Genomic DNA, 15,948 nt, shown 5'->3' with positions numbered 1-15,948 from the left:
AGCTGGAATGACAACCGCGCCAATCTGGTCGCTAATTTTCCATAAATATTCAGTAAATTATATCGGATGAAGTGGGGTTGTCAAAAGGAGAAGACCGTCCCGATTCCTGTGTTGGCATCGGGACAGCCTCATTCATGAATCCATTAGCCTTATTGATTCTTCTCAATTGCACGCTGGTAAATCTCAAGGTAATTGCTGAGTCCCAGACCATCAAAACCTTTTACGTAAGCGTCCCATTCCTTATCGATGCTCTTGCTGCCAATAATGAATTGAGCCATATTGGTCATCACGTAATCCTTGACGGCCGTCGTGAGCTGCGCAGCGGTTTCTGTATCTTCAGGACGGATAAATACGTTGGCAGGATAGACTTCTTTTGGTGCATAAGGTTCATATACATTAGTTGCTTGCGCCAGACGTGTACCGTAACCCTCTGCTTCCAGTGGGTTCTGACCTTCTGCAAACAGATTGCGAAACGTATTGGACAAGTCATGTGCTCCGATCTGTGACCAACTTTCGTTGACTACAACATTTGGGTCACGCTCAGGCAGGTTATAGTAGCTGTATTTGGCAGGCTCACCATTGATGTTTTTCTCATCGGCATCCGCCTTCTTCCAGCCCTTTCCTTCTGTTGGACCGTACTCTGCATACAGAGCACCTTCTTCACTGAACATGTAATCTACAATTTTGATCGCGGCGATCTGTTGTGCTTCGGTCGCTTTATTGGTGATAGCGAACTCGAACTCACCTACGCTTTGCGTAGCACCTGTCGTCTGCACGCCATCCGGCCCTTTCAGTGGAGGCACGATGTCCCAGTGCTGGTGGCGGGTGATATCTTTGTCATACGTGTTCACTAGGTAGCTGACGAGCGCTGTCGTTATAGATCCGACCACCTCATCCCCTTCCTTGTTACCCAACTGCCCGATTGCCTGATCGTTCTGCGTGAAGGAAGCCGGATCAATCAAACCTTCTGCATACAGCTTGTGCATGTACTCCAGCCCTTTTTTCCACTCTTCCTTATTCGCTGCAAAATCAACCTTGCCATCATTCACAATCAGATATTTATCATTGTCATTATAGATAAAGCTGTTCATCAAATAGGCATCGATGTTGCCATTCCACACGTACTTGTTGGGTGCACCCGTGAGTGGAATCTCATCGGCTTTGCCGTTGCCATTCGGGTCTTGTTCCTTGAACGCCTTCAGAACCGTGTAGAGTTCATCGGTCGTGGTAGGCATTTTGAGTCCCAGATTGTCCAGCCACTCAGTATTAATCCAGTATTTCTGAGCGTACGTACAGTGGTAACATTCATTGAAGATCGGCAGTGCGTAGATGTTGCCATCCGGCGCAGTTACCGCTTCTTTGAAGTACGGTTTCTCCTCCATAATCTTGGTGAGATTTGGACCGTACTGCTTAATCAGATCCTGCAGCGGGAGGAACACGCCCTGTTTTCCGTACGTTTGAAGGTCTGAGGTCGTGAACTTGCCATGGAGGAACACTTCGGGATAGTCCCCACTCGCCAGCAGCAACTGTCTGCGGTCTTGCAGAGCGTCCGTCGGGGCCAGATCCCATTTCAGGGTAACATCGAACTTGTCTTCGATAAATTTGGTGAACTCATTTTCTTCCATGGACGCTTTACCTTGTGGGGCAAAGAAGGTCATCGTTACCGGGCCACCGCTCTCCCCGCTACCGTCGCTCCCTGTACCCGCATCCTCGGATGAACCACATGCGGACAACAAAGCCATCGAAGCAAAGACCAGAAACAACATCGAAATCCAAGATTTTTTCAATCTGACTCCTCCTTTTTGTTGAAAACGGCATAACCATCTGATTACGTATTCGTGTTAAACCCGATTCCGGAAGCTGGAGTGTTCCCCCACCTCCTTTCAAGTGGCGTAACGGACGCAGATGACAAAGATCATCCTTTGAGCGAGCCAACCATAACCCCTTTAACAAAATGCTTCTGCACAAACGGGTACATGATGAGAATGGGAATGCTGGCGACTACGATCAGTGCGTATTTCAGCACCTGCTCGAATCCCTGATCTCTTAGCTGCTGGCTCGTATTGGCTAACATTGCCGGGTCTGCGGCGTTTAGAATTAGCAGATTGCGCAGCACATATTGGAGTGGGAACAGCTTCTCGGAACGAAGATAGATTAGGGCATCAAAGTACGCATTCCAGTGCCCCACCGCATACATCAGGGTCATGACCGCCAGAATCGGCTTCGATAACGGAAGAACCACGCTGATCAAATACCGAATGTCTCGACATCCGTCCATTTCCGCCGCCTCCCCCAGCTCTTCCGGGATGGAAGACTGGAAGAAGGTTCTCGCTACGATAACCTGAAACACCGCGAGCGCCCCTGGCAGCCACATCGCCCAGCGTGTATCCAATAAATGAAGGTCTTTCATCAAGAGATAGGTTGGAATCAGACCGCCATCAAAGAACATCGTGATCATCATGAAAATAATGATGGCTCCTCTTCCGTAAAACGACTTGCGCGACAGCGGATACGCCAGCATGACCGTAAGCGCCACATTGATAAACGTGCCTACAACGGTATAGATGATCGTGTTGTAGAAACCGAGCATAAGTTGCTGGCTTTTGAAAATGGAGATGTAGGCCTTGATGTTAAAGTCTACCGGGAACAGCCACACCTGACCGGATGTAACGGCACGCGAGGAGCTGAACGAAGAACTGATGATATACAAGAGCGGGTAAAACACCGTTAGAAGTATGGCGAACAGAAAGATATAGTTGAATGTCATGAAGATTCGGTCACCGAGGGGGTCCTTGATCCGGTTACGATTCATCAGGTTGAACATGGATGAGCTCCTCCTTTACCACAAGCTGTTCTGGGATACTTTGCGGGAAATGCCGTTGACGATAACCAACAGGATCAGGTTGATAACGGAGTTGAACAATCCTACTGCCGAGGAGAAGCTGAAGTTGGCCCCGATCAGACCGACCTTGTACACATACGTGGAGATGACCTCCGATGCACTCGTGTTGAGCGGATTCTGCATTAGATATATTTTTTCAAAGCCCACGCCCATAATGCTGCCCAAACTCAGAATCAGCATGATGACGGTAACAGGCACGAGCGTTGGCAGGTCGATATGCCAAATTTTCCGAAGCCTTGAAGCGCCGTCCATCTTCGCTGCCTCATAGAGAGATGGATCAACGCCAGCGAGAGCCGCGATATAAATGATCGATGAATAACCCATGCCCTGCCATACACCCGACCACACATAGATGGATTTGAAGTATTCGGGAATGCCCATAAAGTTGGTCATCGGGAAACCCAGGAAGGTAAATAGCTTGTCTACAACACCCACATGCGGTGACAGCATCAGAATAATAATGGATACCATGACGACTGTAGAGATAAAATGCGGAGCATAGGTGACCATCTGGACGGTCTTTTTAAAGTAACCTGTTCGGATCTCATTTAGCGCGAGCGCCAGCAGGATCGGTATGGGAAATCCGGCGAGTAACGAGTAGAAACTGATACCAATCGTATTTTTGATCAGCAGCCAGAAGTTCGGGGATTCAAAAAAGGCTTCAAAGTGTTTCAGTCCAACCCATGGGCTTCCCCAGATTCCTTTGACGACACTAAAGTCTTTGAAGGCAATCTGTACACCAACCATCGGAATGTACTTGAAGATCAACAGATACAATACGGGAGGCAGCACCAGTAGATAGAGCTCCCAATGCTTCTTGAGGCTTCTGATAAATGGATGCTGTCGCTTGGGTTCTGCGTAGTTCCTTCCTTGCTGGAGCTCCACCGGTGCAGGTATGCTTTCCGTAGCTCGACTCATTCGCGTCACTCCTTCTACACCTTAAGTGTAATAATACATTACATTTACATCCCTTAAACATCCTTTTTTTTGACTCACTTTTCTGCATTAGCGTCATCCGTGTGAAGAATAATGTCAGGTAACGCTTTCTTAAATCGATAGTACCTTGAGCCGTGTTCTTTTATCAATTTGCAATTTTCTCCCACCTCTCCTTATTCCCAAAACCCTTGCCGAACAAGGAAAAATCGTCCTTTAGCACAGGTATATCGCAAAAATCACCAACCCAAAAAATCCCGAAAGACTGTAAAGTCCCCCGGGATTTGAAGTGTAGATTTATTGGTTTGTGAACAATCTGAACGTTAGCGTGATAGGTGCTGTTTCCGTAACTGCTGCTTGCGGTAACTCTACAACAAGTCCATCTTCCGTCCGTTGGAATGACAACACATCGTCTGTGCCGACGAGTTCAATTCGCTCCACCTTTTCCACATATGGAATGACCACCTGTGATTGTACCGCCTCGTTCTCGCTTCTGTACAAACGGAAAGCATACGATACGTTGAGATCTTCCTTACGTGTAAAGGCCCACTCTCCTGTGAAGTATGGTCCGCAAATTCGCGTGCCATAGATGCCCTCCCCGTGAGTACCGATCCATTCTCCCAGGGCTTTAATACTTCGGACTGCCCCTTTTGGAAGACGCCCGTCTGGTTGTGGTCCCACATTCAGCGCCAAATTACCACCCTTGGATACGACCTCAAGCAGAATATGCGCCAACTGTCTTGCTGACTTGTACTGATCGTCATATCCAAACGCAAAGGAATTGCCCACCGTGATACAGCTCTCCCAAGGAATATTCATTGGATGCTCCGGGATGGTCTGTTCTGGAGTTACGATATTCTCATACGGTCCACCTACCGTGCGATCTGCTGCGAGGAGCCACGGCTGAGTTGTCTGACGCGCCCGCTCCACCACTTCGCCCAATCGGATATCCTGACCGTGACGGCCTTCACGTACCCAGCCTGCATCCAGCCACAGACATTCGATTCGTCCATAGTTGGTCAGCAGCTCCATAATTTGCTCATGCGTAAACTCCACGAATTTCTCCCACAGCCACGGATACGCTTTCGGATCATAGGATGGTCCACGCCACATATGGCTTCCACGCTCCATGCCAGGTGTCCAGTAATATGGCGTATGCCAGTCCGCTTTGGAGAAGTAAGCCGAGATGCCGAGCCCCTTGGCACGAAACGCGTCAAAAAGCGCCCGGCAAATGTCCGCATACTTATGGGTGTGAAAAGGAGTATCTTTGCCCGTGATGCGATAATCGGTGGTATGTGTATCCCACATGCAGAAACCATCATGATGTTTGGTGGTGAAAAGGAAATATTTGAACCCGTTATCCGCGGCCATCTGTGCCCACTCTTCAGGCTGAAAGCGAATCGGATTGAAGGTTTTGTTGAGATCAAAGTATTCCTGCTTGAAATGCTCCATATCGTCAGTCCAGTCGATATCATTGCGTGACCAATCGCCATCCTCGTCACTTAGCGCCCAGGATTCTACAAGACCGAGCTGGGAATAGGGACCCCAATGCATCATCAACCCCAGCTTCTGATCCTTGAACCACTCCAGACGTTCATTCAGCAACGGATCTTCAGGCTTCACCCATTCCTCTTCTTTGCTAAAGTTGTGCACCCCGGCTTCGACGACCTGTTCTTCCTGTTCCAGCACCGTATCTTTGGTTTCGCTCATCCCGTTCATCTCCTTTGGATTGGATATAAGATAAACTACACAAGTTAAGCTCTGTCACTCCAATTGCAGTACCATCTTCCGATCGCTGTTATCCCCGGATTTCTTTGATTTCACTTTATAATTGGTCGAAATCCGGGGATAAAGGCGAGCGCTTCGCTTCTTCAGATTGCAATACACCTTTTTAAAATGAAATCTCGCGTCCTTCACGTGCCGACTCGTAGATAGCACAGAGAATTTTCATGATTTCAACGCCATCCTCAACGGGACTAAGTGTCTCTTTGCGTCCTTGGGTACTGTCGATAAAATGATTGACTTCATTACGGAAAGAACCTGCGAAATCAAGGGATTTGAAATCCACCTGTGGCGTCATGTTCAAAATGGTATCGAATTTCTCACCAATCAGTGAAATTTCTGGTTCCAGTTCAGCCCCACCTTTATCGCCATAGAGTCTGACCGAAGTTTCATCCTGCTTCGCGTGCAGCGTGAAGCTTACATCCACCAGCAGGCTTGCCCCGTTCTCGAAACGAATCAACGCATTAGCCATATCCTCCACGGTGTTTTTGTTCGCATCATAATCCGCAGCCTGGTAGAATGACAGATTGCGGATATTCGCACGGTTACCCAATCGATTGGAGACATTCGCGGAGACGGTTTTCACTTTCGGTTTGCCCATCAGGTACCAGGAGATATCAATAATGTGTACACCAATATCGATCAACGGGCCACCGCCAGAACGTTCCACATCTGCAAACCATCCGCCCGGATTGCCCAAACGCCGCAGACAGGATGCCTTGGCATAATAGATCTCTCCCAGCTCGCCTTCATCAATGAACTTCTTCAGGATCTGTGCATTGTCGCTATAACGGCGTACAAAGCCAACTTGAAGCAGCTTTCCACTGCGGTGAACAGCTTTCTCCACTTCTAACGCATCTTCAACCGTCTGACAGAGCGGCTTCTCGCAAAGCACGTTTTTTCCCGCATCCAAAGCGGCAATGCTGATCTCGGCATGTGTATCATTCCAGGTACAGATGCTGACCGAATGAATTTCAGGCAGTGCCAGGAGCTCTTTATAATCCGTAAATACATGAGTAGCGTTATATTTTTTTGCTGCTTCCTTGGCACGCGCCTCATTCAGGTCGCATATGGCGTATATTTCAACTTCGGGATTGCTGTCATACGCTTGTAAATGAAAATCGGAAATTGATCCTGCACCGATAACGGCAATTTTAAGTTTGGACATGGATTTTCCCCTCCATAATAAGTTGAATGATGGTCATATCAGTTGATACTCATCTTTAAAAAAATTTAACGTTCTACGAAGTAGCCGTTCCGGGTACGAATCGTTCTTTCGATCGCTCTTATCCCCAAATTTCTTATCAACTCTTTTAAAAGGAGGAAATTCGGTGATAAGCTTATGCTTCCGATGTAGCTTTCTGACGAAAGCTTTTAGGCGCACGCTTCGCTTCTTCAGAATCGATTTCGTCCCCTCCACTACTTTTCGATCTTAATAAAAACTAATTTCAAGATTCAGCAAAGCTTATATTCTTATTCCACTTATATAGTAGTGCAGTCGCTGCTTATGCTTCCTCCCAGAAACGGCGGACGTTATCCATCGCGATTCGGGATGCTGTTTTGCAATTTTCCATACCCTCGAATTCCACAGAGATATATCCGTCATAACCAGATTGCTTCAACACACGGAATACTTCCGGCATGTCGATATCCCCGTGGCCCACAATCGCTCCACGCAGATAATTGCCGTGTGCGGTCTGGAACCAGCCCTCTCCGGGATTACGATAAGAAGGTCTTCGATAGAAATCTTTGGCGTGCACCATGGACGCATAAGGAATGTTGTTTTTCACAGCGCTAACCGGGTCTTCATCCACACACAGGAAATTGCCGATATCCAGCGTTGTCCTGAAGTTTTCTCGTGCCGTCTCATGAACCAGCCGCCGCACTCGTTCACTGGACTGCACATAGTAACCGTGATTCTCCACACTTGTCGTAATGCCGTGACCCGCTGCGTAATCGGCAATTCGCTGACAGGCCTTCACCAGAACAGGCAGGTCCGCCTCAAACTGGGCGACAGTGCCTTCCTGTGCAGGACGAAATGCAACATCATGGCGCATTCTCGTAACGCCAAGTGCGGCAGCGACATCCACATGCTTCATGACAGCAGCGATCTCATTTTCAAATGCATCCGGGCCGTCTCCTGTAACGAAATTGGCACCTATTGCGTAATTAGAAATATCAATTCCCACGTCTTGTGCAGCCTCTCGAATCTGGTCAATTAATTCCGGCTGGTCAATCAGGCTGTACCCGATCGGAACAATCTCCACATGTTCTCCGCCCTGCTCGGCGATGTAACGGATGGCGTCGGGTACAGTCAATTCTTTGGAATCCAGTGCTTGTTGCAGACTGTATGTGCTGAGTCCTACTTTCATATCCTCTCATCCTCTCCTGCTGGTGTATGGCTCTACCTTACGTATACCTTTTTCCATAAGATCATACAATTGCCAATAATCGTTTGCTACTCTATTTTCCATCGGATAAAATCAAAATCGGCTTATCTACAAATGTTACGGCTCAATCGCCGGCTTCATGCATCTCTTGTTTGCTCAGATATACACCCATCCAGGACAACGTTGGATACCATCTGGATTCTTGAATGGTCAGACGAATGGTTTTGGCGGTGATGGGATCAAATCTACAGATTCGTTTGTGTCCAACAACCGTGCCGTGATACAACTCCTGCCAATCACCGTGCTCCCTCTTAGCCTCCAGCGTAAAGCGTTCAATTCGTTGACCTGAACTGATATGCTCCATGAGAACGACTCGGTCGAACAGTTTTTCCTCCGGCAGCTCCACCTCCAGCCAAGCCAGTTCACTTCCTTCAGATGGGCGCCAGAACGTATCCGGTTCCTCACGAAATACCTGGACAGCCGCATGTTCTTCATCCAAAGTGTCCGATGCCTGAATGCTCGCCCCAACAGCCAGACTTTGCCGATAAGTACCGCGCAAAAAGTCTCCGAGCTGCTGCAGCCGCTCAACATCATGTTCGTGAATAAGCCCGCGTCGATCTGGTGGAAGGTTTAATAGAAAATTGGCGTTGCCGCCAACCGCTCCATCATAGATGCCGAGCAGTTCCTCCAGCGACTTGACTCGATCGTCCTCGCTTGCATGATAGAACCAGCCCGGACGGATGGATGTATTCACTTCAGCAGGATACCAGATGAGCTTGTCCTCATGCTGCCGGATCACCTCCCGACTCCCCAAATCGGCATCCTGTGTATTAATTCTGCTGGCAAACTCGCCATCATCCACCTGCTGCGATTGCTCCTGGATCTTCTCATTATCCTGCAAATAGGCAGGTACGACGCTCCATTCCGAAGTCCGGGTATGACCTGCCTCATTGCCGCACCAGCGAACATCCGGTCCACATACCGAGATTACAGCCTCTGGCTGCAACTCCCGGATCAGCGCATAATAGGAATCCCAATCGTAGACCTGCCTTTTCCCATTCGGCCCCTCTCCGCATGCTCCATCGAACCACACGCAGAAAAGTTCACCATATTGGGTTAACAGCTCACGCAACTGATTTTCGAAAAATTCGTTGTATCGCTCTGAATCTCCGTAGGATGCTTCGTGACGGTCCCAAGGAGACAGATAGATACCGAACTTCAACCCACCTTCAAGGCAGGCATCGGCAACCTCTTTCACCAGATCACCCTCACCATTTCGCCAAGGGCTGGCAGCTACCGAATGATCCGTGTACTTGCTTGGCCACAAGCAAAACCCATCATGATGTTTGCATGTGAGAATTAATCCGGTCATGCCTGCAGATTTGCACGTCTGAACCCATTGCCGGGCACTCAGATGAGAAGGGTTAAAGATACTCGGATCTTCATCCCCCGTTCCCCACTCCTGATCTGTAAACGTATTCATGGTAAAATGAATAAATGCATAGAATTCCATCTCCTGCCATTTCAGGTGACGTTCTGATGGCACGACCTGTGCTGCTGCCTTCACCCAATCGGTTGTATTTACTGGATTCCTCTCCTCTCATGCCGGTTCTCTATCCGCCTTTCGCCAAATGCCATAAAGGACCGACAGAGCACAGCATCTCCAGCGGTCCTTAATTATGTTCATCTGTCATTCAAAGTCAGCTTCCTGAACGCGGCTCGTTCCCTATGCAACGGAGACTCTGCCAATCTCATCGGAACAGTCCACGACTCCTCCTGCCGCCCCCACATCCCGCTCACCACATCAATTTCCTTTTCATGCTTATCTGCAAACCATACCGCCATAATCTTCATGAACAGGTCTCCTTTCGGATATTGATGGGTTAGCCATTGGAGTAAGCACAATCGTTATTTTCGTTATTATAAAAATGTTATTATTTTATTCATAAACAGTCTAAGACGTTATGAATGAAACGTCAATACACAAAAAAGACACCCCTAAGGGTGCCTCTCTCTTGATCCATATCGAATATTATAAGTTCATTTTCGCTTTGCCTTTGTCATTCGGTTAAACATAATCAGTGCAGCAATCAACATGGCAACAATTGCGATATTACTTGCTGCATCATGCGACATGCCGAACAGAACGCCCAGATTGGTAACTAGGCCTCTGACAATCAGCGCAACCGCAATCAGCAGAATGGGGCTCCAAAAATTATACCTTCTCATCCTTCGCAACACTCCTGACCAGATTGTTCAGAAATTCCGGATCTCATAACACAATCATAACAGTCGTCATGTTCAGTTACAACAGATCAGACGATCCTGCGTTACACTTGTTTGAATTCGATCCAGTCGATCTGAAGACCCGGTTTGGTGAAGTCCAGCTTCAATTCGTACAAACCTGCTTCCAAATCCACTTTAACAAGTTTCTGTCTTATCCATTTACCTTCAGTACCATTGGTTTGAATGGTCGTCATCAATTGATCATTGAGAATGACATTACATGCACTTTGAGCCAGTTCCGGCTCAGGAGACATGATCTGTACAATAATCCGGTATTGACCTGCTTCATCCACTTTCATGTAGACAGGTTCGCCCACAACAGGTTTGACCTGTGCATTATCAGCCAGCACTTGTGCCTGCTCTGAGGAAAGTGAAGCATTCGCTTGGAATGTAGCGACATTCTCTACAATTTCATGTTTTCTCGAGAAGACAGGTGCATTCATAATGAAATCACAAATATTCATGGCTGAGCGCTGAAGCTCTCCGCGTGTCAACGTCCCATTTTCCAGAGATTCGATCGTATTATCATCCCAGCCGTTGATTTCTGCACCATAGTTAGGTACAACCATGTACAGATCATTTTGAGCGCGAACCATCCAATTCGTGTTTTTCCGATCTGCAGGTCCACCTTCAACGCCATCGTTCATAATAGCCCACCAGTCGGTCATCACGATACCTTGGAAGCCCCACTCTCCACGAAGAATGGTCGTGTTCAGATCGTAGTTCGAAGCCGCCCAATGTCCATTAATCGGATTGTAGGAGGTCATGATCGAGTTCGCATCGCCTTCTTTCACGGCAATTTCGAACCCTTTCAGATAGATCTCACGCAACGCACGTTCGGATACAACAGCATCCACTTTACTGCGATGTTTCTCCTGATTGTTGCAGGCGAAATGTTTCAGCGTAGCATTAGAGCCACCCTTCATGATTCCTTTCGTGCAAGCAGCAGCAAATACACCGGAAATCAGCGGATCTTCTGAGAAATACTCAAAGTTACGTCCGTTCATCGGACTCCGGCGAATGTTCAATCCAGGCCCGAGCAGTGCATCCACCTGATTTCTCAGCAATTCCTGGCCTTCCATCACATACAGCTCTTCGACGAGTTCTGCATTCCATGTTGCTGCCAGCAAAGTTCCAATGGAAACCTGTGTAGCCTTCTCCCCGCTATCCATACGAATACCGGATGGGCCATCAGCAGTACATGCAACAGGGATTCCATAATTGAACAGACTGTCACTCACGCCGCCAAATGCGGAAGCTGTACCCGATGTAACGAGTGGGCTGCTCATACCTTCGCCTCTTACGATGGCTGCCAGATCCTGATCACTCAATTGGGCGATAAATGTTTCTAGACTGACCTTGCCATCCTTGACATCTCTCAGCTTGTAGCCCTGATTGCCGGTTTGCTCCAGCGTTTGTGGCAAGCTTTGTTCAATTCGTTCAGCCATGGATACTTGGCGTGTTGGTACATCTGCAAAGATCAGCTCGTAAGATCCATCATATTTGCGCGCTCCCGGCTTCATTCTCGTAAAGCTTTCAGTCGGTGCCATTGCCTCTTGGAGCTGTTCCACGAGTTGAATCGTTTCTACAACGTAGCCATCTTGGCCATCAATGCTAACATGCTCCACATTTTTGACACTGGTTCCTACGTACAAACGATATGTTCCTGCCTCAAGTACATACGCCGATGCATGTCCTGTTACGCCAGCATCATCATAGGAAGCCATGGAATCGACAGGGAAGCTCACAGTCAGGCGCTGAGATTCACCTGGCTGAAGCAGATTCGTTTTGCCGAATGCCACCAGAGCTTTTGCAGGTTTCCCCAATTGACCTTGTGGGGCTTCATAATAGATCTGCACTACTTCTTTACCGGCATAGGTTGTGCCCGTATTGGTTACGGTTACATTCACCTTAATGCTGTTTTCTCCGTTTTGGGAGATCAATTTTGCGTCTTCAGCCTTGGTTGTGAATGTGGTATAGGACAAGCCGTATCCGAATTCAAATTGTACTGTTTCAGGTCGAAACGTTTCGAAATAACGATAGCCTACGTAGATATCTTCTTGATAAAGGTTCTTAAACTCATTTCCGTAATTGCTTGTGGAAGGATAATCTTCAATGGAATACGCAATCGTATCGGTCAATTTACCACTTGGGGTAACATCTCCGGCCAGTACATCGGCGATCGCATTACCACCCTCCATACCGCCATGCCACGAGTAAATGACACTTTGGATCGGATGAACGTAACTTTCATCATTCAACCAGCTCATGTCCATGATGTTCGATACATTCAACACCACGATCGTTTGTTCAAAATGATTTGTGACCTGCTTCAGCATCGCTTTCTCATCTTCCGTCAACCGGTAGCTGCCTGGTGCATCCACGTTATCCTGATCTTCGCCTGCTGTTCGTCCAATCACCACGATTGCTTTGCTGGATTTACTTCTGGCTTGGGATACCACTTCGTCCGTTAAAGGCATTTCTTTCTGATTCCAAGGCTCTGCTGCCCATACTTTTCCACCGTCATCAAACGGGTTTTCTTCAATCCATTTTTCATAGACAGCTGCCAATTCTTCATTAACTGTAAGTCCTTTTTTGCTACGCAAACCATCCAGCAAATTGGTTGTATACGCTACATGAACGCTGCCGCCTGAGCCCGTACCACTGCGATAATAGTTGACTTGAATCCGTCCAAACACTGAAACGTTTTCGTCTTTTTGAATCGGAAGCACCTGTCCTTCGTTCTTCAAAAGCACTGCGCCTTCAGCGGCAACCGTGCGGCTAAACTCTGCAAACCCTTCCAATGGAACTCCGATTTGATGTGTGCTCAATGATTTCCCTCCAGTTTGTCATCTCCATCTCCACGAATCACTATGTATATTCGTTAATCTGGTAGATTCACTTGTATCTAGTCTCATATTAACAGATTCTATAGTAGAAAATAAATCAGGTTAAACGTTTTTTCTCACAGTGGACATGATTTTACAAATATCCAACTTAAAAAGCCACGAACGTCGTTCGTCCGTGACTTTTATTCTTGTGTGGCCTATGAATCAGGTCGTTAATTTGGCGTAGACAAGGAAGAACACCATGTTCTCTCCCACAACTGCATAATTAGGCACCCGATAGATCAGATCCACAACGATAAACGCAGCCATGATCCCCAGCATGAACACCAAGTGACGTGGACGGAGCCGCAGATGAACATGCCTGTAGCGGTGGAACACCAGCGAAGTGGACAGAAAATACAACAGAACTGGGCCAAATACAAAGGCCAACATGAAACCATAATGGAGTTCATTCAGGTATAACAGTTGAATGGAAGCGGCAATCATGCTCATGGATATATAGATGAACAGATGGCCGTAGATGATCGCTTGCCCGGCGGTCTGGATCTCTTTACTGACCTTTTTCTCAACATTATCAAAATACTGCCACCACATCGCAATCACGAATATGGATGTAAACGCCGCGAACAGAACAGATTTTACATCCCAGTGATCCATTTGCAGCACGGCAATGATACTGACGACTGACTCACCGAGCAGGATAAGTGTAAACAGAGCGAAACGTTCCAATAAATGATGGGTATGTATCGGCACCTTCACCAGATTTCGGCGTCCGATGAGCGGGAGAATGATATCCACGGCAATGCCCACGTACAAAATCGCATATCTCAGCCACGAATCAAAGAACAAGGAACCTGTTGAGATCAATATGCCGATGATGAAGCATACGCCCAGATAACGGGCGGCTTTTTGTTGATGTTCACTTTTGGAATTATGAATCATAAAATATTGAATGGCTGTCAATACCCTCGAACCGATATAACCCGCAAAGAAGGGAAGATAGTATTGATCAAAATCAACCGAGAGGCTCGCCGTCATCACCAGAACAGACAGGAGTTGAAGGATAAGGAATACTCGATGGATGAAGATATCCTGACCATAACGGTTTATAAATAGGGTCTGACCGACCCATGCCCACCAGACAGGAATAAAGATCAAAACAAATTTCATCAAATATTCAAACGAAATCACGCCATGTTCGGCATGCAGCAGGACATGACCCGCTTTGGAGACCGCTGCTACAAAAAGCAAATCATAGAACAGCTCCAGCCAAGTAACCTTTTTCTCCATCATCCTTCAATGCTCCTTTTGGTTAGACTCTTACAAAAAGATTGCTTATTCTTGCCTCTTCTTTAACGTGTCCGCATAGAATGCGAAGGCTCTAACGTTCTTACCTGGATCGGCTGCAAATTGCCTTCAATTTGGGCACGATATGGCTCAAACCATTCAGGCAGCATGAGTTTCTGTCCAAGCGACTCCGCTGGCTCATCTTTCGCGAATCCAGGAGGATCGGTAGCAATTTCGAACAGGATTCCGCCGGCTTCTCTGAAATAGATTGCGTTAAAATATTGACGGTCCCGAACTGGGGTTGGCTGATAGCCGTACTGTTGTACAGCTTCTCTCCACTGCTCGTGCTCTGCAAAGTCTTTGGCACGCCACGCAATATGGTGAACCGTCCCTGCTCCGCCTGTCCCCAAAGCCATCCGGGTGACAGGAACATCCACGACATTACCGATATCTCCGACGGACCGGAATCGTACATACTCCTCATCTTCGTCTACTTTGGTGAATCCGAGTATTTTGGCCAACGCATCCATCGTTCTCTGTGGATTGACGCTGAACAGCACAGCACCTCCAAATCCTTTGATGGCTTTGTCCGCAGGAATGCCTTCATGCACCCAGGTGCTGGCTGGACCCTCTTCACGTTCAACCAGTTCCAGACGCAAGCCCTCGCTGTCCTCAAATTGCAGCAGCTCTTCATTAAAACGACTTGTTTTGGTTACCTCAATGTTATACTGCTCCAACCGATCCTGCCAGAAGCCAATAGTCCCAGGTGGAATCACATATGAGGTGATGCCAACCTGACCGCCACCAATTTTGCCTCGCGACGATCCGGCTGATGGGAAGAATGTGATAATGGTACCTGGACTTCCGTTCTCATCCCCAAAGTACAGATGGTACACATCCGGCGCATCGAAGTTGATTGTTTTTTTCACAAGCCGAAGTCCCAAGATACCAGCATAAAAGTCGACATTGGCCTGCGGATCTCCCGCAAAAGCTGTAATATGGTGAATACCTGCAGTTTGAATAGTCATCATCATTTCCTCCTAGGTTTATAGATCATTTTTGTATGGGAAGAGTTAATTGTAGATCGTCTTATAGGTGCTTTATTTATATTTATAGTCATATATTATCTTAATATTAAGATATTTATCCAAGCTGATTCAGTTATTATTTTGTTCGGCCTGTTCCTGTTTCAGTTTATCCGGAGTGACGTCATCGCCGTTCGGATCATAGATGGTTACATTCAGCAGAATATCATTGATCGAACCACGAAAGGTTTGCAGATATTCCTGACGCAGACGAATTTGCTCCGCTTTCTCCATCTCCGTCAACCCTGCCGCATTGGCTTTTCTTGAAAGTTCATTTATTCTGGTCAATGTTGGAATCATCATCTTGATCTCTCCTCGTAAATCGGAATTAAGATATTTGTTTTTTGGTGTAATTTATATTCAAATTAAATATCTTAATTTAAAGATAAATGATTTATGATCCGTTGTCAACCGTTTTCTCCCATTTAAAATAG

General features: G+C 47.2%; 13 protein-coding genes. All 13 read right to left on the bottom strand.

What is annotated here, in order from left to right; genetic code table 11:
• Positions 1–149 precede the first annotated feature (149 nt).
• Positions 150–1,787: a type 2 periplasmic-binding domain-containing protein gene (locus tag DC345_RS30475; protein WP_113056332.1), complete on the bottom strand. Its 1,638-nt coding sequence runs from the start codon at positions 1,785–1,787 to the stop codon at positions 150–152.
• A 128-nt stretch (positions 1,788–1,915) separates the two neighbouring features.
• On the bottom strand, positions 1,916–2,824 hold the full coding sequence (locus tag DC345_RS30470) for a carbohydrate ABC transporter permease (RefSeq protein ID WP_231952803.1): 909 nt from the start codon (positions 2,822–2,824) through the stop codon (positions 1,916–1,918).
• A gap of 15 nt (positions 2,825–2,839) precedes the next feature.
• Positions 2,840–3,820 carry an ABC transporter permease gene (locus DC345_RS30465; protein ID WP_024629462.1) on the bottom strand — a complete coding sequence of 327 codons (981 nt, stop codon included), beginning with the start codon at positions 3,818–3,820 and terminating at the stop codon, positions 2,840–2,842.
• Between the two features lie 312 nt (positions 3,821–4,132).
• Entirely contained in the window at positions 4,133–5,545 is a 1,413-nt protein-coding gene (locus DC345_RS30460) for an alpha-L-fucosidase (protein WP_113056331.1), read from the bottom strand.
• Positions 5,546–5,726: 181 nt separating this feature from the next.
• Positions 5,727–6,785, bottom strand: a complete 1,059-nt coding sequence (locus DC345_RS30455; RefSeq protein WP_113056330.1) for a Gfo/Idh/MocA family protein — start codon at positions 6,783–6,785, stop codon at positions 5,727–5,729.
• A gap of 337 nt (positions 6,786–7,122) precedes the next feature.
• Entirely contained in the window at positions 7,123–7,989 is an 867-nt protein-coding gene (locus DC345_RS30445; protein WP_113056328.1) for a sugar phosphate isomerase/epimerase family protein, read from the bottom strand.
• A gap of 142 nt (positions 7,990–8,131) precedes the next feature.
• Entirely contained in the window at positions 8,132–9,520 is a 1,389-nt protein-coding gene (locus DC345_RS30440; protein ID WP_113056365.1) for an alpha-L-fucosidase, read from the bottom strand.
• A gap of 170 nt (positions 9,521–9,690) precedes the next feature.
• Positions 9,691–9,861 (bottom strand): hypothetical protein, encoded by a 171-nt coding sequence (locus DC345_RS31925; protein WP_181586788.1) that lies wholly within the window; start codon positions 9,859–9,861, stop codon positions 9,691–9,693.
• Positions 9,862–10,047: 186 nt separating this feature from the next.
• A complete protein-coding gene (locus tag DC345_RS30435) occupies positions 10,048–10,236 on the bottom strand; it encodes a hypothetical protein (protein ID WP_024629467.1) in 189 nt (62 codons plus the stop codon).
• A gap of 101 nt (positions 10,237–10,337) precedes the next feature.
• On the bottom strand, positions 10,338–13,124 hold the full coding sequence (locus DC345_RS30430; protein ID WP_113056327.1) for a glycoside hydrolase family 3 C-terminal domain-containing protein: 2,787 nt from the start codon (positions 13,122–13,124) through the stop codon (positions 10,338–10,340).
• Positions 13,125–13,346: 222 nt separating this feature from the next.
• Positions 13,347–14,435 carry a low temperature requirement protein A gene (locus DC345_RS30425; protein WP_113056326.1) on the bottom strand — a complete coding sequence of 363 codons (1,089 nt, stop codon included), beginning with the start codon at positions 14,433–14,435 and terminating at the stop codon, positions 13,347–13,349.
• Positions 14,436–14,494: 59 nt separating this feature from the next.
• On the bottom strand, positions 14,495–15,457 hold the full coding sequence (locus DC345_RS30420) for a ring-cleaving dioxygenase (RefSeq protein WP_113056325.1): 963 nt from the start codon (positions 15,455–15,457) through the stop codon (positions 14,495–14,497).
• Positions 15,458–15,586: 129 nt separating this feature from the next.
• Positions 15,587–15,814: a DUF896 domain-containing protein gene (locus DC345_RS30415; RefSeq protein ID WP_113056364.1), complete on the bottom strand. Its 228-nt coding sequence runs from the start codon at positions 15,812–15,814 to the stop codon at positions 15,587–15,589.
• Positions 15,815–15,948 lie beyond the last annotated feature (134 nt).

The organism is Paenibacillus taichungensis (assembly GCF_003287275.1).
Classification (GTDB): Bacteria; Bacillota; Bacilli; order Paenibacillales; family Paenibacillaceae; genus Paenibacillus; species Paenibacillus taichungensis_A.
This window is presented reverse-complemented; position numbering and strand designations above follow the sequence as displayed.